18 protein-coding genes are annotated in these 19,289 nt (G+C 70.4%); 9 read left to right on the forward strand and 9 right to left on the reverse strand.

Translation table 11 applies throughout. The annotated features are described in order from the left end of the window. Nucleotides 1-8: 8 nt before the first annotated feature. From ACHFIV_RS02040 to ACHFIV_RS02050, 3 genes are read right to left on the reverse strand one after another with little or no spacing between them, the layout of a single operon-like run. Entirely contained in the window at nucleotides 9-647 is a 639-nt protein-coding gene (locus ACHFIV_RS02040) for a TOMM precursor leader peptide-binding protein (RefSeq protein WP_398962603.1), read from the reverse strand. Then, nucleotides 644-1,990: a YcaO-like family protein gene (locus tag ACHFIV_RS02045; protein WP_398962606.1), complete on the reverse strand. Its 1,347-nt coding sequence runs from the start codon at nucleotides 1,988-1,990 to the stop codon at nucleotides 644-646. The genes ACHFIV_RS02040 and ACHFIV_RS02045 overlap by 4 nt, the downstream gene beginning before the upstream one ends. A gap of 46 nt (nucleotides 1,991-2,036) precedes the next feature. Then, a complete protein-coding gene (locus ACHFIV_RS02050; RefSeq protein WP_398962609.1) occupies nucleotides 2,037-3,233 on the reverse strand; it encodes a hypothetical protein in 1,197 nt (398 codons plus the stop codon). A 76-nt stretch (nucleotides 3,234-3,309) separates the two neighbouring features. On the opposite strand from ACHFIV_RS02050, the gene ACHFIV_RS02055 reads away from it, so the two are divergent. From ACHFIV_RS02055 to ACHFIV_RS02065, 3 genes are all read left to right on the forward strand, one after another. Then, nucleotides 3,310-3,450, forward strand: a complete 141-nt coding sequence (locus ACHFIV_RS02055) for a thiocillin/thiostrepton family thiazolyl peptide (RefSeq protein WP_250287929.1) — start codon at nucleotides 3,310-3,312, stop codon at nucleotides 3,448-3,450. Nucleotides 3,451-3,780: 330 nt separating this feature from the next. Further along, complete coding sequence (locus tag ACHFIV_RS02060) at nucleotides 3,781-6,432, forward strand: lantibiotic dehydratase (RefSeq protein WP_398962612.1); 2,652 nt, start codon at nucleotides 3,781-3,783, stop codon at nucleotides 6,430-6,432. Further along, complete coding sequence (locus ACHFIV_RS02065) at nucleotides 6,410-7,369, forward strand: lantibiotic dehydratase C-terminal domain-containing protein (RefSeq protein ID WP_398962615.1); 960 nt, start codon at nucleotides 6,410-6,412, stop codon at nucleotides 7,367-7,369. The genes ACHFIV_RS02060 and ACHFIV_RS02065 overlap by 23 nt, the downstream gene beginning before the upstream one ends. A gap of 132 nt (nucleotides 7,370-7,501) precedes the next feature. Here the strand turns inward: ACHFIV_RS02065 and ACHFIV_RS02070 are convergent, their stop codons facing one another. Next, nucleotides 7,502-8,704 carry a cytochrome P450 gene (locus ACHFIV_RS02070; protein WP_398962617.1) on the reverse strand — a complete coding sequence of 401 codons (1,203 nt, stop codon included), beginning with the start codon at nucleotides 8,702-8,704 and terminating at the stop codon, nucleotides 7,502-7,504. A 323-nt stretch (nucleotides 8,705-9,027) separates the two neighbouring features. Between ACHFIV_RS02070 and ACHFIV_RS02075 the strand changes: the two genes are divergently transcribed. Both ACHFIV_RS02075 and nshR read left to right on the forward strand, forming a co-directional pair. Further along, on the forward strand, nucleotides 9,028-9,372 hold the full coding sequence (locus ACHFIV_RS02075) for a hypothetical protein (protein WP_398962619.1): 345 nt from the start codon (nucleotides 9,028-9,030) through the stop codon (nucleotides 9,370-9,372). 329 nt (nucleotides 9,373-9,701) lie between these two features. After that, nucleotides 9,702-10,505 (forward strand): NshR/TsnR family 23S rRNA methyltransferase, encoded by an 804-nt coding sequence (gene nshR, locus ACHFIV_RS02080; protein ID WP_398962621.1) that lies wholly within the window; start codon nucleotides 9,702-9,704, stop codon nucleotides 10,503-10,505. A gap of 87 nt (nucleotides 10,506-10,592) precedes the next feature. Here nshR and ACHFIV_RS02085 read toward each other — a convergent pair whose 3' ends face one another. Further along, complete coding sequence (locus tag ACHFIV_RS02085) at nucleotides 10,593-12,647, reverse strand: PIG-L family deacetylase (RefSeq protein ID WP_398962624.1); 2,055 nt, start codon at nucleotides 12,645-12,647, stop codon at nucleotides 10,593-10,595. A 348-nt stretch (nucleotides 12,648-12,995) separates the two neighbouring features. Here ACHFIV_RS02085 and ACHFIV_RS02090 point away from each other — a divergent pair, with 348 nt between their 5' ends. Continuing rightward, nucleotides 12,996-14,174 carry a hypothetical protein gene (locus ACHFIV_RS02090; protein WP_398962626.1) on the forward strand — a complete coding sequence of 393 codons (1,179 nt, stop codon included), beginning with the start codon at nucleotides 12,996-12,998 and terminating at the stop codon, nucleotides 14,172-14,174. Nucleotides 14,175-14,243: 69 nt separating this feature from the next. Here the strand turns inward: ACHFIV_RS02090 and ACHFIV_RS02095 are convergent, their stop codons facing one another. From ACHFIV_RS02095 to ACHFIV_RS02105, 3 genes are all read right to left on the reverse strand, one after another. Beyond that, nucleotides 14,244-14,822, reverse strand: coding sequence for a hypothetical protein (locus tag ACHFIV_RS02095; RefSeq protein WP_398962628.1), 579 nt, complete (start codon nucleotides 14,820-14,822; stop codon nucleotides 14,244-14,246). A gap of 150 nt (nucleotides 14,823-14,972) precedes the next feature. Further along, complete coding sequence (locus tag ACHFIV_RS02100; RefSeq protein ID WP_398962631.1) at nucleotides 14,973-15,932, reverse strand: helix-turn-helix domain-containing protein; 960 nt, start codon at nucleotides 15,930-15,932, stop codon at nucleotides 14,973-14,975. 279 nt (nucleotides 15,933-16,211) lie between these two features. Further along, nucleotides 16,212-16,634 (reverse strand): ATP-binding protein, encoded by a 423-nt coding sequence (locus ACHFIV_RS02105; protein ID WP_398962634.1) that lies wholly within the window; start codon nucleotides 16,632-16,634, stop codon nucleotides 16,212-16,214. Between the two features lie 157 nt (nucleotides 16,635-16,791). On the opposite strand from ACHFIV_RS02105, the gene ACHFIV_RS02110 reads away from it, so the two are divergent. Both ACHFIV_RS02110 and ACHFIV_RS02115 read left to right on the forward strand, forming a co-directional pair. Beyond that, on the forward strand, nucleotides 16,792-17,676 hold the full coding sequence (locus tag ACHFIV_RS02110) for a helix-turn-helix domain-containing protein (protein WP_398962636.1): 885 nt from the start codon (nucleotides 16,792-16,794) through the stop codon (nucleotides 17,674-17,676). After that, entirely contained in the window at nucleotides 17,673-17,879 is a 207-nt protein-coding gene (locus ACHFIV_RS02115; protein WP_398962639.1) for a DUF397 domain-containing protein, read from the forward strand. The genes ACHFIV_RS02110 and ACHFIV_RS02115 overlap by 4 nt, the downstream gene beginning before the upstream one ends. Nucleotides 17,880-17,986: 107 nt before the next feature. Here the strand turns inward: ACHFIV_RS02115 and ACHFIV_RS02120 are convergent, their stop codons facing one another. Continuing rightward, nucleotides 17,987-18,448, reverse strand: a complete 462-nt coding sequence (locus ACHFIV_RS02120; protein ID WP_398962641.1) for a GNAT family N-acetyltransferase — start codon at nucleotides 18,446-18,448, stop codon at nucleotides 17,987-17,989. A 525-nt stretch (nucleotides 18,449-18,973) separates the two neighbouring features. On the opposite strand from ACHFIV_RS02120, the gene rpsJ reads away from it, so the two are divergent. Next, nucleotides 18,974-19,282 (forward strand): 30S ribosomal protein S10, encoded by a 309-nt coding sequence (gene rpsJ, locus ACHFIV_RS02125; RefSeq protein WP_003948644.1) that lies wholly within the window; start codon nucleotides 18,974-18,976, stop codon nucleotides 19,280-19,282. The last annotated feature ends 7 nt before the right edge of the window (nucleotides 19,283-19,289 follow it).

The following is a 19,289-nucleotide window of genomic DNA, read 5'->3' on the forward strand; positions in this document are numbered from 1 at the left end:
CTCCCTCTTCACCGCAGCAGTTCCGGAACCGGCATGGCGCTGTCCGCACGCGCCTGGGAGAACCGGTCCCCGCAGCGCGGGCACCGGTTCACCGAGACCGTCACCGCGGACGAGACGGCTCCGGACACGAGATTGAACGTACGTACGGTGCCCCCGATACCCGTGACGCCCGTGGCGATCTCGGCCAGGGCGAGGTCCAGGAGGCCGGAGGCGACGGACAGGTGCTGCCGGCCGAACCCCTCGGGCAGGCCGGACAGGGCGGCGTCCATGTCGTACGGGCGGGCGCTGCCCGCGTGTTGCGCGGCACGCTTCCTGAAGCACGCGTAGCAGGCCGTCCGGCCGGGGACCACGACAGGCCCGCAGAGGATCTTGGTCGGCAGCAACTGGAGCCCGACGGACGGTGTGCTCCGTTCCGCGCAGACCCGGTCGGTCTCGTCGCGGAACTCGGGGTCCCCGCCGGCGTGCACGGGGACGACGACATCCGCGGGCGGGGGCGTTTCGCTCAGGAAGTCCTCGAAGGACACCTGCCGCTCCGGTGGGACGCCGCGGTGCTCCATGAGCCGGCGGCCGAAGGTGTCACCGACGAGGTACAGGCACTGCTGACCCGGATCGTGCGGCATGCTGCTCTGCTCCTTCTTCTCGCTCATGCGAACGGCTGCTGCACGGGGTTGACCGCGTCCTCGGCGTGGCTCGGGTGCCCCATCGCGCGCGGCGCGTCGTAGAGGCGCGGGGTGCCGAGGTACCGCTCGGTGTGTACGAACGACACGGGCATCGCCTCGGGCACGAGCACCTTCACCGCCCGCATGCCCACCTGGCGCGCCTCGTCCGTGGTGATGTCCGTGACGAGCACCTCGGCACCCCGTGCCGCGAGACGGGAGACCACGGTGTCCAAGGGGTCCGCCTCCGCGGGAAGTCCGGGCATGCCGTCGAGGTCGTACGTCGGGCGTTCACCGTCCAGCAGGAAGCCGAACACGTTCCGCCGGTCGCGCGACGCGTTGTGGACCGCACCGCCGACGACGCTCACCTTGGCCGGATCGGGCTCGCGCCCGGCGTACGCCGACAGGTATCCGCGCAACGCCACCCGCAGGGAGGACAGTTCGCGGTAGATCTTGCCCAGCGCCTGCTCCGGACGGACGTCACAGGTGGCGGCGACGATCTGGGCGAGCGCGGGGTCGACGTCGGAGAGCTGCACGGCGTAGATCACCGGGACGCCGAAGTCCGTCGTCGCGTCGAACAGTCTCACCCGCAGGTCCGTGGAGGTGCCGACGCGGTGCAGTTCCCGGACGCCTGCGTCGAGCCGCGCCGGATCCACGACCAGCTCGGGCAGCCGCAGCTGCTGGAGCCAGACCAGCGCGATGGCGTCCCGCTCGACGACCTCCAGCAACCCGCCGAGCACGGCGCTGCGTACGTCGGAGTGCACCGCGGCACCCGTGGTGATCCCGCGGATGAACTCTTCGGACTTCGACTGGTAGGGCATGTGGAGGTACACGCAGATCGCCGGCACGAGCACCGGTATCCGCCGGGTGAGCGACCACGCGCGCACCCATCGGATCGGGACCGACGGGTCGTACGCCGTCAGGCTGCAGTCGTCGCGGGCCAGCTCGGTGGGCGAGCAGCTGGGCCACCGGGACGGCGACACGAACTCCTCGGTGAGGTCGTTCTCGGCGGCGACCACCATCGCGTCGTCGTCCCACGCACAGGTGGAGTACCGCTCGAGCGCTTCCGCGATGGAGACCAGCTTGGCGCGTTCGGGCGTGAGCCCCGTGCCCGCGCCGTCGGAGTTACCGGTGTCCTCGTCGTGGGCCCATGTCCGCAGGTTGGGGAGAGCACGGGACGGGACACCGAGATGGGCCAGCTGGACGGCGAAGGGCGGTTCGCCCTCGCGCACCGGCAGCGGCGCGGTGCGTGACACCAGTCCGTACGGCGAGACGAGCTCCTCGAGACCGCGCAGCTCGGCCGAGATGTGCTCCTGATGCCTGTTCAGATGCATGTGGTTCTTCTTCCCGCGTCCGGATGTTCCCCGTGCCCCTGCCGCGCTAATCGGCGGTCGTCGTGGTTCCCGACGCCATGCTCCGGGCCAGTTCGTCGAGCTCGTCCTGGAGCTCCTTCATCGACTTTCCGCAGACCTCTTCGTTCGCTCGTGCGACGACATAGCAGAAGACGTACCTCTCCGCCAGGCTGAAACCGAGGGTGTACAGGCAGCTGTACAGCAGGCTGGTCTGCAGCCGGAAGGCCAGGAAGTCGGCGTCGCGGTGCATCAGGTGGTCCAGCTCGGGGATCGGTGGCGTGTGGAAGCGGGTCGGTTCGACCGGGGCGCCCCGCTTCCGCACGAGGTCTTCGAGCGTGTGTCCGGCATTGACGAAGGACCCGTCCGAAAAACTCTCGGCCAGATGGCTTGATTCGGACGTGATGGATTTCGTCCAGAGTCGAACCATCTCGTCCTCCGGATCACTGTCCGGATCGCCGCAGGCCGTGATGAATTCCCGGACGGTGGCACCCACCTGTTCGTAGAACCGGGCGCAGGCGGCGTCGAAGGATTGCGGATCCCTGGTGCGCAGATAAATCGCCTCGAAATGCGAACGGTAGCTCAGGAGGCGCAGGGAAAGCAGCTTGCGGAATTCGTATCCTTCGATTTCTCTTTGCGGGGATCTCAGAAGAGTCGCTCTGGTGTGCGCTGCCATGAGGCGGATGGCACCGAGTGCCGGCGGAGGTGACTGAGGTGTCTCTGCCGCACGATTCAGGAATGAGACGAGAGTCGGTGCGGCCTCCTGGAAGAGCCGCTTGGAGGAAGCGGAGAATCCGGTTCCGGAAAAGCCCGCGTTCCACAGGGGTGAGGGAACCGAAGTGAGTGGTATCGCGTCCACCTGGGCGGAGCACCCGTGTCGTTCGGCTGCTCTGTGCAGGTCAGCGCGGGTGGAGCCCTCGTCGGACACCCCTTCGATGCTGATCTGCAGGACGTCCGTGCCCAGTCGCTCGTCCTGGGTGCGCACGAAGTAGTAAGGGCCGTGACCGCCTGCTCCACCTACCCGATCCGGCGCGAACAATTCGCGGATCAGGGGCCCGAACGTGTCGTTGTATTTTGAACCAACTGGCTGCGGGATGGTGGCAAACAAGTGCACGAATGAAACCCCCGAGATTTCGGACGGCGCCGGACGGTCCGTCACGTGATCTTGTAATCGACCGTAACTCAGAGAGACGAGGGGAAGGAACCCCGCCTCCGGTGTGATCTGCATCACTCCGATAGTCGCTTGCCTTGCGATCGGTCGAATGCCTAGATTCGAAGCACATTGACGAAAGGGGGTGTAATCAATGGAGCAGCAGATCGAACTTGATGTGCTCGAGATTTCGGAACTCATCGCAGGTGCCGGGGAGAACGATGACCTGGCGCAGGTGATGGCCGCCTCGTGCACGACCACCAGTGTTTCGACGAGTTCGTCGTCCTCGTCCTGAATTTAGGGACCGGGAAACAGTTGAGCCACCGTCGGGGTGTTCCTCGGCGGTGGCCTTCTGCAGTCCTGGCGTCTCTGCGCGATGCGAGGATCAGCGCCGCCCCCGGATGTGAGTTCAGGGGTGCGGGCGTCGTGCCCCGGACGAGGACGGGGCTCGTGTGACGCCGGCCGGTCGAGAGCCGGTGCGTATGTTGTCGAGCGCGAACTGACCGGTGCGTGGCGAAGTGACGGGCGGGCTCCGTGCGGCGGGGCGCCTCTGAGCTGCCCGGCCCCCGAAGTCCGCACGCGGTGTACCGGGCCGGCGTGACGAAGTTGGGGGATTCCTATGGGTGTGAACATCAGTCCGTACGTCGTCTACCGACGCAGCAGACTCCCACTGGGCGAGCTCGGGGCGATGTCGTTCACCGCCGCCTGGTCGCGCATCGATGAACTGCACGCTCTGCGCGACGAGATCGGCGAGCTCGCCGTCGGTCTGGCCGACCGGCTCGGCGAGCTCGTGCCGACGCTGGGGGACGACGTCCGGGCCGACCTGATCAGGCTGCGGCGTGACGTGCACAATCTGCGGCACGACCGGGCGGCGGCACGGTTGCGGCCACTCCGTCCGCATCTCGCCCCCGAGGTGGCCGCCGAGGTCGAGACCTGGTGCGCGCTCGGTGTCCGTGCCGAGCAGTGCGAGCGAGCGGGGCGCGAGGAGCTCGAGCGTGAGAAGGCGCGGGCCGCCGACGGCTTCGGCACCCTCTTCGAGCACGATGCGATGGCCCGCAGCATCCAGCTCTCCGGCGACCGGTTGTACCGGGGCCTGCGCGACCTCGTCTCCGGTGACGAGGCGGCGGCCCTCAAACCGAGCAAGGCCCGGCTGCGCGAGTCGTCCCTCGTCAACTTCGCCTACCGGGCGAGTCTGAAGCCGTCCCCCTTCGGGCGGTTCACCGAGATCGGTGCGTTCCCTCCGGACGACCCGCGCCCGGCGGATACGGGCGTCCGGGACGGCGGGACGCAGGAGTCGGTCACGACGCTGAACCGTCTCCTCGTCAACTGGGTGCTCGCCGGGTTGCCGCTCGTACCGGGCGGTATGGAGCCGGGGCACCTCGTGCTGAACTCCACCCTGCGGGCCGGCGACGAGTTCGTCGAGTTCGTCGGTGTCGTACCCGGCTCCCGCGAGGACGGCCGGATGGCCACCGAGAGGGTGCTGCGCGTGCGCCGGGAGGGACTCCTCGACGCACTGCTCGCGGCGATGCCCGAAGGATCGGCTCCGGCGGCCACGGTGCTGCGCGACCTCACCGCCGTCACCGGGAAGGCGGAGGCGAGCCGGAAGGTCGTGCAGGGGCTGATCCGGGCCGGCATCCTGTTCTTCCGGCCGGAGACCGACGACCACGACCCCGACTACTCGATCGCACTCGACCGCGTACTCGCCGCCGGCGGGACGCCGGAGACGGCCGCGCTACGCGGACACTTCTCCGAACTCAGGCGGCTGGAGACGGACTTCTCCACGGCGCCGGCCGACGAGAGGCAGAAGCTGCTCGACTCGGCGTACACGGCGATCGGTGGCATCGCCGAGCTGTGCAAGGTCTCCCCGCCCCCGGAGGAGGTCCTGAAGTCACCCGTCTTCGAGGACACTCCGGCATGCACGGCGCCCCAGGCCTGGCACCTGCCGACGGTGGAGCAGAGCATTCCCGCACTGACCGGCCTCTGGCGTCTGGCCTCGATGATGGACAACGGCCAGGTGAAGCGACTCGGTCTCTACTCCTTCGCCACCCGCGTGCTCGGCGACCGCAGCACGATGCCCTTCCTCGAGTTCTTCCAGGCCTTCTCGTCGCTGACGGACCAGGAGCAGGTCGACGTGTTCATGGGCCGCGACGTCGAGGCGGTCGGGAGGTACACGGCGCAGCGGACGGAGGCCCTGCGCACGATCCGGCAGCGGCTGGTCCCCGGGGACGACACCGTGCACCTGGAGCCCTCGGTCATCGAGAAGGCCTGCGAGGGCGTGGAGGACCTCCTCGACACCGAGTCGGTGACGTTCCGCGCGCAGTTCGCCCGGGGGGTGCTGCCCGACCGCGACCGGACGCTGGTCGTGAACGGCCTGCTCACCGGCTACGGCGTCTACTTCTCCCGGTTCGGCTCGTTCGTCGAGGGCACCGGCGACTGGTCACTGCCGGCCGCCCAGCGGGAGCATCTCGCACGCAGGTTCCCCGGCCAGGCCGACCTCAACTCCGTACTCGGATTCAACTTCAACCTGCACCCCTCGGTGACCCGGCGGGTCGTGAACTACCCCGGCGCGGTGTCGCTCGGCGCCGAGCGGACGGTCTACGAGCCGGCGCGTCTGGAGGTCCGCGCGGATCCCGCCACCAAGTCGCTGCGCCTCTGGGACCCGGAGGCGCGGGAGACCCTCGACCTCGTGCCCATGAACTTCATGACTCCGATCGGGGTCCCCCTGCTCTACCGTCTGCTCGAGGCGCTGTCCCCGTCCAACCGGTACCTGTGGAAGCCCCTGGACGACATCAGGGACGCGGGAGGACCCGCGGTGTACGGCGACACGGCGCCCCGCCTCGTCGTGGGTGACGTCGTGGCCGACCGCAGGTCCTGGAACGTGGCCGCGGCCGAGATCCCCCTGCTCCAGGATCTGAGCCGGGACGCGCCCGAGGCGCTCGTGGCCTTCGACGCGTGGCGCCTGTCGCGGGGCCTGCCCCGCCACGCTTTCGTGCTGTGCCAGACGCCCGAGGAACGTGACGTCATGGCAGGGCGCAGCCGGAAGGCGACCCGCCGGTGGGCGGACTACGCGCACCTGCGGCGCGCCAGCGTCCACAAGCCGATGTACGTCGACTTCCGGAACCCGTTCCTGGTCCGGAGCTTCGCCAAGTCGGCCCTGTCGCGTGGCGACGTCATCGCGTCGATCCGTGAGTGCCTTCCTTCGGTGGACGACTACGGCCCGGACACGGGCTGGACCGCAGCAGAGGAGTTCTTCGTTGAACTGTGTACCGACAACTGACGGGCAGGCCGGGACGCGTGAGTGGAGGACGGTCCACATCCACGTCCCGCACTCGCTGCACACTCCCATCCTCTGCGACGTGGTCGAGCCGCTGCTCCGGTCCGAGGGGCTCCTGGACCACTTCTTCTTCCTCCGCTACTGGCAGGGCGGCCCCCATCTGCGGCTGCGGATGCTCTGCGGGCCAGGGGCCGGTTCGGCCGATGCGGCCGAACAGGTCGTCGCGGGTCTGGCACGTGCGATGCCGGAGTTCGGTGCGCAGGCCCGGGAGGAGTACGCGCTCGGGGTGACCTTGCAGGACGAGCTCGCGCGCCTGGAGAAGGAGACCTCGGAGGAGGGCCGGCCCATAGGGGCCCTCGACCGGGTGGCCTACGAGCCGGAGTACCGCAAGTACGGGGGAACGGAGGGGCTGCAGATCGCCGAGACCGTCTTCCGCGAGTCGTCGGTGGCGGTCCTCGGCCTGCTGGGCGGGCAACCGCGGGCGTGGGTGGACGAGCGCCGGGCACCGATCGGGGAAGCGGCGAGGATCATGGCGATGTTCCTCCGTGGAGCGGGCCTCGACCCGGAGGCCGCAGTGCTGTTCCTCCGGGAGTACGAGGACTGGTGGCGCAAGTACGCGCCGGAGGACATGCAGCGTGCCTGGCCGAGACTGTTCGACGGCGTGTCGGCACAGATGACGAATCTGTGCGCGGCGGTCTGGCGTGACGGCGCCACGGACGTGTTCCACGACATCAGCGCGGAGGCCGCCGCCCGCGCCCGTTCCGTGTGCGGGGCGGAGCCCGGCGGCGATGTCCGCGACCTCCGGCTCGACGGAACGCCGTACCCGGGCTGCCTCTCGAACTACGTGCACACCACCAACAACCGTCTCGGCCTGGTTCCCGCCGCCGAAGGGCTCGTCGCGTACCTCGTGCGCCGGGGCCTGGAAGCGATGGACGGGTAGGGCCGGTCGTTGTCGGGATCATGCTGTGCGCCTGCGCCTGCGCCTGCGCCCCGGTGCCGGAAGCCCGGAGCCTCCGTCCCGCGCGGGCCCTTCCCTGGAGGACGTGCGCAGGACGGAGACCTCACCGGTGCGTCACCAGCTCACCGGAAGCTGGTGCAGGCCGTAGACCCCCATGCTGTCCTTGAACGGCAGCTCCGCGACCGGGGTGGCCAGCTTCAGACCGGGAATCCTCGCGAAGAGGGCGTTGAACACGACCTCCAGCTCCAGCTTGGCGAGGTTCTGGCCGATGCACTGGTGGATGCCGTGTCCGAACGCCAGGTGGTGCCTGCCGCCGCGCTCGATGTCCAGGCGGTCCGGGTCGGGGAACACCGCCTCGTCGTGGTTGCCCGAGGCGCTGAGTCCGATGACGCCTTCGCCCGCGCGGATCAGCACCCCGCCGATCTCGAGATCGGCCGTCGCCACCCGGGAGGTCACCTGGTCGGCGATGCTGAAGTAGCGCAGCAGCTCGTCGACGGCCTGCGGGGCCAGACCCGGGTCGGCCCTGAGCTTGGCCAGCTGGTCGGGGTTCTCCAGCAGGCCCACGACGCCGAGGGAAATCATGTTCGCGGTGGTTTCGTGACCGCCGACCAGGAGGACGTTCGCCATCCCGACCAGTCCCGCGTGGTCGAACGTGCGGGTCTCGCGGTTCTTCATGACGAGCCTGCCGAGCAGATCGTCGCCAGGGTCCGCCTCCTGCGCGGTGACCAGCTCGGAGAAGTACGCGTGGAGCTCCTGGTGCGCGCTGTTGCGCTCCTGAGGATCGGCGTCGACCGAGACCAGCTTGTGGGTGCGGTCCTGGAAGAACGCGCGGTCGGCGCGGGGCACCCCGAGCAGCTCGCAGATCACCAGGGAGGGCACCGGGAGGGCGAGCGCCTCGACCAGATCGACCGGCCCTTCGCCGGCGAGCATGGAGGAGATGCACTCGTCCACGATCTCCTCGATGCGGGGACGCAGTCGGAGCACCCGCTTGACGGTGAACTCCGGGATCACCGTCCTGCGCTGCGCCGTGTGCACGGGCGGGTCCATGGCGAGCAGCACGGGCCGCATCTGCTCCATGACCTCCGGCGACGCGTCGAAGTGGAGCGGATAGCCGGGGTGGGCCAGGTTCGAGCTCACCTGAGGGTCGGCGAGCAACTGTCGTATGTGCTCGTGCCGGGTGAGCAGCCACGCGGTCCGCCCGGAGGCCAGAGTGACCTTGGTGATCGGCTGCTCCGCACGCAGGGACGCGTATTCCTTCGGCGGGTGGAGCGGGCAGGTCCGGGGGTAGGGATAAGCGCTGTCCTGTCGGTCCTTCACCATCATCTCCGTGAGTGGTCCAGGGGAATGTCCTTACGGAGTCCATTCAAGCGGAAGATGATCCACATCGTGGCGTCATCGGTGAATGAGTGAGAACTCGCGTGGGTCGCAGGGGGAAATACGGCTGCCTTCCGGGCGTGACTCGTGCCGTGGTTGCCGACCGTGATTCGGTAAAATGCCATATCACGGTCACCGCGTAATCCCAATTGACCCCTTCCGTGGGGGGTGCGTTGATAGTACGTTGGATTTCATGTGCTCCACGTCGGTGGAGAGTTCGCCTGCACTGTCGAAGCCGCCATGTGTGGCGAGGGGGAGTCGGAGCTGTGTACCTTTCGATCGTCATGTGGGATCTGAAGAAGTCGGAAGCCACCGTGGAGAGCCTCAGGGAATACCTGCGGGACTACGCCGTGGATGCCTACTCCACGCTGGACGGAATGCGGTTGAAGGCGTGGTTCTCCGATTCCGCGCGCCAGTTGTGGGGTGCGGTCTATCTGTGGGACAGCCCTGAGCAGATGCCGAGCCTGTACAAAGTCAGTCGCGTGATCGACCTCATCGGGTATCCACCGACTTCGGTCGGTGGCTTCACGGTGGAGGCGACCGCCGAGGGGAACAGCGTCCACGAGACGCTGGCCGGCCTGGGGATCGCCCTGGAGAGCGGGACGCGGTAAGGGCAGGCGGGCGGAGCGGCTCGCCCTGCCGGACCGGAGCCGCGCGGTGGGCGTCGCCGCTCGGGGGGCCGGGTACGGCGTGCGGTGCGGTGCCGGTGCCCCTGAGCTGGGCGTCACCGTGCTCGCGCAAGGCGAGGGTTCAGGTGTGTCTGACGTGCGCTTTCGCGTCTGCCGGGCATCGGCCTGTGGGCGGAGCGCTGTGCGTGGACCGCGAGCCCTTGAGCGGGGGGAGCGGTGAGCAGGACCCCGGCGGGACACGCGTATTGCGCACCGCTGTACGAAGATCAGGCGGTGAAGGGGGCGGGAGTGCCCGTGCTAACGTCGTGATCGTGGCCAGCCTTGACGTTATTACCGAACGCTCCGATTCTGCCGTGCAACGCATCATCGATGTCACCAAGCATTCGAGGTCCGTTGTCCGTACGGTGCTGATCGAGGACATCGAGCCTCTTCTGCAGAGTATTCGCTCCGGAGTGGAATTCATCGAGATCTACGGGCTCGACACCGTGCCCGTGCCGGACAGCCTGCTCACGGAATGCGAGAAGCGCGGAATTCAGGTCCGGCTGCTCGCTTCATCGGTCGCCAATCAGGTTTTCAAGACCGAGAAGAAGCCCAAGGTGTTCGGTATCGCCAAGGTCCCGCGGCCCCGCCGTCTCGCGGACCTGGCCGACGCGGCCGGTGACCTCATCCTGCTCGACGGAGTGAAGATCGTCGGCAATATCGGAGCCATCGTCCGGACCTCGTTCGCCCTGGGGGCCTCGGGAATCGTCCTCGTGGACAGTGATCTCGGCAGCATTGCGGACCGCCGCCTGATCAGGGCGAGCCGGGGTTATGTGTTCTCCCTTCCCATCGTTCTCGCGTCCCGGGCCGAGGCGCTCCAGTACTTCCAGGACAACGCAATGCGTCCGGTGGTGTTCGAGGCGGACGGAGAGCTCGCCGTCGCTGATCTCGACGGTATGGACGAGCGGCTGGTGCTCATGTTCGGCAGCGAGAGGATCGGCCCGTCGGGAGAGCTCACCGACATCGCCACCACATCGGTTTCCATTCCGATGAATCCCGCGGCCGAGTCCCTCAACGTCTCGGTGTCGGCCGGAATCGCGCTGCATGCGAGGGCCCGCCGTAACCTCTCCCGGTAGTCCCGGGCGCAGAGCCTCGTCACGGGCCCCGTCCCCTCCTCCCGGAGGAGGGGACGGGGCCCGTGACGTGTGCCGCCGGGGTCCTCGCTACAGCGGCCGCCACATCCAGGGCGCCGCGTCCGGGCCGAGGCCGGCGACCGTGGGCCGCCCGTCCGGACCGATGTGGAGCGACGCCCCGTCCAGGGCGACCGGCCCGTCCTCCCGCACGAGGAGCCCGTCGACCCTGAGCAGTTGGACGAGCCCCTCGGCGGTGCGGCCGAGCAGCACGGGCCCCCGCGGCGACGGGGCCGCTCGCACCGGCCCGTACCCGTCGAACGGTGCGCCGGGCACGGGCGTACCCGCGCGGACGGTCGTCACCCCGCCCTCGGCCGCAGGGCGGTAGTGGAGCGTGACCGACCCGTCGGGGGCCGGCAGGGCGGCGGGCGCGTGAGCCGGGACGGGCGCCGCCGTGAGCTGCGTGCGGGTGGTGAGCCCGGTGCCCGGCGCGTCCTGGGTCCAGTGGTGCACCGCGTGGTGGCCGGCGCCGAAGACGTGGACCCGCCCGCCGCCGTCCACGGCTGTGCTCAGGCCGTCCTGCACCTCCCCGCCACCCATGTCCCGCCACGCGCTCCAGCGGCCCGATCCGTCCCGCACCCGGGTACTGAGGCCCTTCTCCGCGTTGCGTGCGAAGAGATGCACCCGCCCGTCCGGTGCGGCGGCGGCCACGGGCACGCCGATGCGCCGCCCCTCGTCGCGCCCGGGAGAGGGGGTGCCGAGGCCGCGCCAGGGGAGGAAGCCGCCTCCCGGGGCGCTCTGCTCCAGCACCACGATCTCGCGGTCGTTGTCGGCGCCGTGCCCGCCGAGTGCGGCGAAGCGCAGCCCGAAGAGCAGCAGACGTCCGTCCCGCGTGTGCGCCGAGCCCAGCACGGGGGCGAGTGGGCCGCCGCCGAGATCGTCCGGTGCGCCCCAGACGCCGGTGCCCCTCCCGGTCTCCAGCCATCTCACCACCCGCAGCCCCAGCACGGCGTAGGCAGCGAGCCGGCCGTCCGGCTCGGCGGCGAGGACCGTGCGCGTGCCCGGGTAGCGGTGGTGGGTGGAGCGGACCCAGCCCTTGCGGTTGGTGAGCGGCCGGTCTCCGCCGACGTTGTAGTCACCGCAGCCCGACGGGTTGCCGCAGTCCCAGTCGGGTGAGCCGCCGTAGGGGACGAGGTGGGCGGCCTTCCTCGCCAGTACCCCCTGCGGCAGGTTCTTCGGCCAGTGCCGGTTGTAGTACCCGCGGTAGGCGGCCGTCACGAACCCCGGTATCCGGCCACCGTCCGCGGTCGCCCGGGCCACCCAGCGGATCATCGCGGCCCAGGCGAAGCAGGCCGCGGCGGTGTGGTCGGCGTGATCGGAGTAACCGCGCTGCTCGCTGTCCCTGCGGCGGACGGCCTCGGTGCTGTGCTGGATGTCCGGGTCGGGGTCCAGGGTGTGGACGACGGTGGGGCGGTAGCTCTCCATCAGCCCGGCGAGGACCCCGATCAGCCCGTCGTACGTGTACGAGCCGGCACGGCGCAGCGGGGAACCGGCGGCCACGACCGTACGCAGGACGAGCCGACGGTCCTGCCAGAGACTCGGCAGCCCGAGACGGTGCCTGCCCGTGTGCATGGCCGTGTTGAGGAAGACCAGCTCGACCCGGCGGCCGTCGGCGGCGAGCACGTTCACCTCGGCACGGTGGCCCGCGCCGAGCTCGGCCACCGAGATCTCCCAGGGCGTGAACGGACCCAGTCCGAGCAGGGCCGCGTACGCCTGTCGTAGCCCCTGATGGCGCGCGGAGGAGTACGCGGCCTTGTCCGGCGCAGGGCGGGGCCGTCCCGGGATCTTGTTGAGGCCGTCGGCCTCACCGGCCGTGAGGTAGACGCAGACCAGCGGTGTTCCGGCGTCGAGGGCGACCCGGGTGTCCGGGTTCATGAAGTACAGGTCGTCGTCCGGGTGGGCGAGGATCTGCATGAGAAGCGCACGGCGCCCGGTGCTGACGGGCTGCCCGGGCGCCGGGTCGGGGGCGGGATCCGTACGCCGGGGTGGCGGTACCGAGCAGGCGCTGAGCGCCGCGCCCGCGGCGGCAGCCGTCACGACGGCGCGCCTGCGCACACCGGTTCCGGGCAGGGCAGGTCCATCCGTCACGCCACGCACTCCGTCCGCGTCCCCCCGCAGCGGACGGGCTGGTGCCCAGAGCTGCGTGCTGTCGGTCAAGCGCAGGTCAGGGCTTTGTGCCTGACCTCGCGGGGGGATAGACGAGGAACCGGGCCCCGGCGTTGCCCGGAGGGCCGGGCGACCGCGTGCCGTCGGTCACGGCGGCGGCGGCCCACGGGGCGGCGGTCTGCGGACCGGGCGAGTGCGCCGCCTCCGGCCCGGCCGGGAGGGGCGCGTCCGTCACATGATCGTCACGGTTCCCTTCGCACTCTTGTCCGGGCGCGGGGTGACGACGTGAAGTGGACCCGCCGTAGCTGTGTGGGGGAGTGGAACAGAACAGTGAACACCGACGCGTCCCGGGGCGAGCCGTCCGAGCGCCCGGACGACGGGGGCTCCGTCTCCGACGAACAGTGGGCCGAACTCGTCCGGCAGGCCGAGAGCGGCGGAGCCGACGCGCCGAAGGAACCCTCGGCCCGCGCCCGGATGGTCACCGCCCGCCTGCGCGCGCTGGACGAGGAGGCCGCCGCGCGAGGGGGGCGGCGCCGGGGGCTGAAAGGCGGCCCGGCCGAGCCGTGGCAGCCCGACGGCTGGCGCACCGCCCCGGCCTACCCCGACCGCTCCCGGAAGCGGCGGCGTCTGGCCCTCACGCTGGGCTTCGTCGCGGTCGTGGGGCTCCTGGTGGTCGCCATGCGGCCGAGCCTGCTGACCGGACACCTTCCCGGAGGAGGTGACTCCGCGGGCGCCGCACCGCTGCCCGCCGAGACCGCGCCGCCGACCGGGGCGCCCGCCGGCGAGACCGTCCCGGAGCGGCCGACCCGGGCGCAGCCCTTCCTGGGCTCGCCCGCGATCCGCTGGGCGGACGGTGCGGCCGGGATCGAGGTCCCCCAGGCCGAGGCCGTCGCAGGGATGAGCAAGGACGAGGTCGAGCACGCCCTGAAGGCGACGAAGCGGCTCCTGGTCGCGGCCAACCTCGACCCGGCCACCCTGCGGGGGGAGAACCCGGACGCGGCGCTGGCGCTGCTCGACCCGTTGCAGAAGGGGGAGCGGGAGCGGCTGGAGCGGTCGCTGGCGGCTCCCGACGAGGCACGGGACCCGCTGATGCTGTTCAGCCGGTTCGACCCGGGCGAGGCGCGGCTGGTGGGGGACGTCGTCAAGACCCGCGGCCGGATGACCTTCGAGGCGGGTGCCGCCGGCTCGGTGGAGGTGCACGCCGACTACACCTTCGTCTACCCGTTGGTGAGGCCGGGCGGGGACGAGGTGGCGCGCACGATCGTGCGGCGGAGACTGACGACGGCGCTGCACGACCCGGAGCGGTTCGTGGCGACGCGCGGGAAGCTCTCCGTCGTCCGTTCCCAGCAGAACTTCGGCAACACCGCCTGCGAGGTGAACGACGGCTTCCTGCATCCGTCCTTCCCCGGCGACAGCCCGGACCCTGGCCCCGCCGGCGCCGATGTCGACCCTTACGACCGGAGTGAATGGCAGGCCGACGGGTCCTGCGGCACGGTCACCCGTACGTGAGCTGAGCCGGGCCGCTCCCCGGTCCGTCGCCCGGCGACGGGCCGGGGCCCCGCCTCGCCCGGCGGGGGATCAGTGGCCGAGGTGCGGCACGCTCACCTGGGACGCCGCCCTTTGCAGCATGCCCGTCTTCTGCTGGAGGGGCCGCTGCTGCTCGCCGTGCAGGGCGTTGAGGACCACCACGGCACCGGTGAACACGGGTACCGCCCACTGCATGACCGTCAGGTGCTTGCGGGCCTTGACCAGGTCCACGGGGTGGCGCTCGGCCTTCGCGAGGTCCTCGGGGGCATCGCTGCTCGCGAGCTCCACCTTCTTGCCCAGGACCCGGCTGTAGGCCGTGGCCGCCAGCGCCGCACCGGTCAGCACGGTCTTCGCCAGGGTCGAGGCCGCGACACCCTGCTGGGTGTGGACCCGGGTGGCGTTGGCGGACAGCAGTCCGGTGCCACCCATGAGGTGCAGCCCGATCGCCACGGCGTTCACCGGCGACCACTTCGCCCAGCCGTCACTGGCGATCCTGGCCGTGTCCCTCTCGCTCGTGCCGTGGCCCGCCGCTGCGCCGTTCAGTCCCACGGCACCCATCAGCGAGCCGCCGAACCAGGCAGCCAGACCGAGATCGTGGATGCTGCGGACGAGGGTGTTGCGTTCCGACATCGTCGCTCCTCTGTACGCGGAGGACCTGCGGACACCCACAGGTCCTCCTCCACGCTCGGCGGTACGGGACCCGTCCACCACAGGTGCGGCGCATCCGGGCGACCCACCGGGCGGGGCGCGGCCCGCTCCGTCGAGCTGTGGTGGCGGCCGTCAGGCGGCCGCGTGACGGCCGTCCCGGCATGGGCGGCAGTGGCCGGGGTGGCGGGAGCGGAAGGCGCGGTCGCAGGCGTCGCAGTTCTGGAGGGGGATGACGATCACGCCGGGGCGCGCGGGTGCGAGGTCCTCGGCACCCGGCAGCGGAGGCGGCAGCAGGGCCGTGATCCGGTGACGCAGAAGCTTGGCCGGGTGCTTGAGGGGGACCGGCAGGTCGGCCGTGAGGACGTGGCGGACGGTGTCGGGACGGGCGCCGCGTTCGAGCCAGGTGGCGACACCCGGGGTGAGGGACTCGACGTCGCCTTCGGAAAGCGTGAGCTGGGGCGTGCGGCGGCGCAGGTCCGCGAGGAGCGCGGCGGCGGCCCGGTGCAGCTCGGGTGTGCCCACCCGGGGCCGGGGGAGCGGCGGCGGCGCTGTCGTACGTGCGGTGGGGGCCGGCAGCTGGACGCGCGCGGGCGGGGGCGGTTCCGGGCCGGTGTACTGCGGGGGCGCGGGCGGCACCGGCGGTGCTGCCGCCGGTGCGGGCGCCGTCCGGGCGACGGGGCGCTCGGTGGTCCGCTGCCGGGGGACCGTGGGGGCCCGCGCCTCGGCGCCGGGCTGGTTGTACGAGACGGTCCGGGTGACGATGCGGCCGTCGGGAAGGCGTACGCGGCTGCGGAGCAGGTAGCCGGCGGCTTCCAGCTCGCGCAGGGCGGCGGCGATGCGGCTCTCGCTCTCCGGGAAACGGCCGGTGAGCACCTTGATGCCGATCTTCGCTCCGGCGGGCAGCGACTGGATGTGCACGGCGAGCCCGATGGCGACGAGGGAGAGGGCACGGTGCCGGCTCAGGTGGTTGCCGATGACGGTGAAGCCCGCCGCGTGCCGGACGTTGCTGTGCATGACGCCGGACGTCGGCGTGGGGTCCCCGGACCTGGGGGACGCAGCGCACGGGGGCGCGCTAACCTGCTGGATACCCATCGGGAAGCCCTTACTTCCTCGGTGGTCAGGCCCTCGCCCGGGATTCCCGTCCCGGCCGGGGGCCGTCGCATGTCTGTGGTTGTCGGGGCGAGCATATGCCCGCCAACCCGTCTCAAATCCAGCCCAGTTGCCCTATGTCACCCGCTCGAGTGACTTGGGCGGAATGGGGTCGGGTCGGGTGGGGGAAGTCATTTCTCCAGGTACTCAAAAGCTTTATGTGTCGCGGGGCGCCGGGACGCGGTCCACCGGGTCGTGGTCCTCCACGACCCGGTACTGCGGTCATGGTGCGAGGTCGATCTCCGCCCAGACCGTCTTGCGGGGTGCGGGTCCCGGGAGCACGCCCCAGCGGTCGGCGAGCGCCTCGACGATCAGCAGGCCGCGACCGTGCTCGGCGTCGCCGGACCGCGCGGTCATGCACGGCAGCCGCTCGCCCCTGGTGTCGGTCACCTCGATCCGCAGGATCCGGCCCCGGACACCGAGGTCCAGCCGGAAGTCCCGTCCCGGCGCGTGGCCGTGCACCACGGCGTTGCCGGCCAGCTCGGCGACGATGTGCGCCGCCGCGTCCGTCGGCAGCCCCCAGCCACCGAGATGCGCCGTGGTGAGCAGGCGGGCGAGCCGGGCCGCGCGACGGGTGGGGGACAGCAGCACGCTGAACTGCCGCGTAGGAGCGGAATGTTCGGTTCGGGTGATTTCTTGGTTCACGTCACTCAGCGTGGTCGTTCCGTGCCTACTCTCGGAAGGTGCTGGGCCCGTGCCGGGAGTCCTTGTCCGGCTGCGGCCCGCAACGGTCCGGCCTGTACGCCGTGACCTGCCGCCAGCGGGCACTGCCGGACACGAGCACGACGGAGGTGGGCGCGCGATGGGCTTGGACAGTGGTGGTGCGGGCCGGACGGACTGCACGACGGACGGTGCGGACGGCTCGCGCTGGGACACCGGTGTCGAGGACGACTCCGGTGCGGTGCTGAAGGCGGTCGGCCGGCAGATCAAGCTGTGGCGGGAGGCCGCGGGACTGAGCCAGGCGGAACTGGGCGCGGCCATCGGCTACAGCGAGGAGATGGTCTCCTGCGTGGAGCGCGGCCGGCGGGCCCCGAGACCCGAATTCCTGGACAACGCGGACCGCGTCCTGGAGGCGGCGGGGAAGATCGCCGCGATGCAGGGGGACGTGGCGGAGGCCCGGTACCCGAAGAAGGTGCGCGATCTGGCGAAGCTGGAGGACAACGCGGTCGAGCTGGGGGCGTACAGCAACCACAACATGCACGGCTTGTTGCAGACCGAGGAGTACGCACGGGCGTTGTTCGCCATGCGCCGTCCGGCGTACGGCGAGGACGAGATCGACAGTCATGTCGCCGCTCGCATGGCCAGGCAGGAGATCTACGGCCGTCGGCCCGCCCCGCTGCTCACGTTCGTGCTGGAAGAGGTGACGCTTCAGCGGCCGGTCGGCGGCAGGACGGTACTGCGGCGCCAGCTCCAACGCCTGCTGGACATCGGCCAGTTGCGACACGTCGAAATGCAGGTGATGCCCACGGACCGCGAAGAGCACGCCGGCATGGCGGGAGAACTGCGTGTGCTGAAGATCAAGGACGGTACGACGGTGGGCTACTCGGAAGCACAGCTCACCAGCCGTCTGATTTCTGATCCCAGGGAGGTCCAGATCCTTGAGATGCGGTATGGAATGATCCGGGCCCAGGCGCTCACACCGCGTGAGTCGATGGCCTTTATCGAGAAAGTGCGAGGGGAGACATGAGCCTCAAGCCCACTGCCCGAGACGGCTTCGCGCTGACGTGGTGCAAGAGCAGCTACAGCAGCAACGACGGCCCCGACTGCGTCGAGGTCGCGGCGTCCGTCCGCACGGTCCACGTGCGGGACTCCAAGAACGTCCCGGGCCCGCAGCTCGGCTTCACACGCGCCGCGTGGACGGACTTCGTGTCGCACGCCGCTGGAAGCTGACCTCCGTCTGCCGGTGCCGAGAGAGGCCACCCGCCCCGGCCGGCACCGGCAGGCGCCGCGGCTTCCGCGTCGCAGCACCGTCCGGGCGGGAAGGCGCGGCCGCCGGTTCAGGCGCCTGGCGGACGAACCATGTACACGTCCACCGAGTCCTCCCGCTCCACGGTGAAGCCGTGCCGCTCGTACAGCCTGCGGGCGGCGCTGCCCCGCAGGACGTCCAGGCGGACGGTCGCGCCTTCGGCGTCGGCGCGAGCGAGGAGGGCGGTCAGGACCGCGGTGCCGATACCCCCGCCCTGATACTCCGGGGCGAGGTAGAAGTGCTCCAGCCACCAGGCGTCCTCCGACGGCCTCACGGCGACACAACCCGCGAGCGTGCCGTCCTCCGCCTCCACGACGGACGTGTGCTCGGGGGCGTACGCGTCCCGCAGGCGCTGCCGCACCCGGTGATCGTCGTACCGGCCCAGGCGCTCCAGGTCGGGGCGCATGACGACGGCCCGGAGATCAGCTATGACCTCGACGTCCTCGCAAGTGGCCGGGCGCAGACGCGGGCCCTGGACGGTGTTCGTGGACATGGCCGGATTCTGTCAGGCACCGGCGGAGAGCTCCTCGGCCGTGGCCGCGGCGCGGCTACGGGCCAGGGCGGACGCTTCGGACGATCACGCGCTTCCGTGCCGGGCGGGGCCGAGCGGGCCCTCGAAGGGCGCCTGCGTTTGATCCGTCCCTCACAGGGGGTAAGATCCCCGGCCCGATTGGCCAGGCCTGCGGCCCGTATGGCACACTAGCCAGGTTGCTCGGTTGAGTGTCAATGCTGCGCGCCTCCCGCCGGGAGGACCGGAAGCGAGTCCCACAGTACTCGTCGACCCCATGCGGGTCGGACGTACGGGAATCTTTCGGGAAGTTCAGCAGGGCGCTGACCAGGCACCCGGTGGGGTTTCGCCCCCGGCAGCGCGGTTTCGGCCCGCACCCCCTTGGTTGGGAAATCCTTCGGGAGATCTTCGTAGAGGGGATGCGACACGCCCGACCGCGTGGGTCGGAGGCGGAGTTAAGAGAACTCCCGGGTTCCAGAGCGTTATTGAGAGACAGGACTACTAGTAGCCATGGCGGGACAGAAGATCCGCATCCGGCTCAAGGCCTACGACCACGAGGTCATCGACTCCTCGGCGAAGAAGATCGTCGAGACGGTGACCCGCACTGGTGCGTCGGTCGCAGGCCCGGTGCCGCTGCCCACTGAGAAGAACGTGTACTGCGTCATCAAGTCGCCGCACAAGTACAAGGACTCTCGCGAGCACTTCGAGATGCGCACGCACAAGCGCCTCATCGACATCCTCGACCCCACGCCGAAGACGGTTGACTCGCTTATGCGCCTCGACCTGCCGGCCGGCGTCGACATCGAGATCAAGCTCTGAGGGGACG

The sequence above is a fragment of the Streptomyces sp. ALB3 genome (genome assembly GCF_044385685.1).
Taxonomy (GTDB): Bacteria; Actinomycetota; Actinomycetes; order Streptomycetales; family Streptomycetaceae; genus Streptomyces.